An 802-nucleotide genomic window follows, 5' to 3' on the forward strand; every position below is an offset into this window, starting at 1 on the left:
TGAACCGTCCTGGGTTGGTTGGAGACTCCCGTTTTTGCAAGGGAGACTGCATTCATGGGTGCACCACGGAAGTTCGACGAGGAGACCCGTGCTCGGGCGGTTCGGATGTATGAGGACCGGTCCGCGAGCACGGCGAGTCGATGGCCGCGGCGCGACGGCATGTGGGCGCGTTGCTGGATATCAAGCCGGCGACGCTGCGGAACTGGGTCGAGAAGACTGAACAACCAGCCGACGATCCGGTGCCGGCGTCGGTGTCGGAGTCCGAGGAGCTGAAGGCGCTGCGCCGCGAGGTGGCCGAATTGCGAAGGGCCAACGGTATTTTGCGGACGGCGAGCGCGTTTTTCGCGGCGGCGGAGGTCGACCGCCGACTGCGGTGATCGTCGACTACATCGACGCTCACAAGAACCGGTTCGGGGTCGACCCGATCTGCCGCGTGTTGACCGAGCACGGCGTGGCGATCGCCCCGTCCACCTACTACGCCGCACGCAAGCGCGGTATCAGCGCCGCGGTGTGGGCCGACGCGCACACCGCGAACGCCTTGTTGGACCTGTGGATGGCCAACCGGGGTGTCTACGGTGTGCGCAAACTCTGGCTCGCCGCACGCCGAGCCGGCCACATTCTCGGCCGTGATCAGGTCGCGCGCTTGATGCGGCTGGTCGGGGTCGACGGGGTGGTGCGTGGGCGGCGCACCACGGTCACAACCGACCGCGGCCGTGACCGACCCGCGCGGCACCCGGATCTGATCGGGCGGGCCTGGTCGCGGCCGACGCGTCCGGATCAGTGGTGGGTCGCCGATTTCACC

At 68.0% G+C, this 802-nt stretch carries 1 pseudogene and 1 other annotated feature; the pseudogene reads left to right on the top strand.

Annotated elements, in window-relative coordinates:
* Positions 1–54: 54 nt before the first annotated feature.
* Positions 55–802: pseudogene (locus ON21_RS40310) on the top strand (IS3 family transposase); the annotation flags it as partial.
* Positions 335–466: a sequence feature (AL1L pseudoknot), on the top strand. (Overlaps the previous pseudogene by 132 nt.)

This window comes from Nocardia araoensis NBRC 100135, assembly GCF_000308435.1.
Lineage (GTDB): Bacteria > Actinomycetota > Actinomycetes > Mycobacteriales > Mycobacteriaceae > Nocardia > Nocardia araoensis.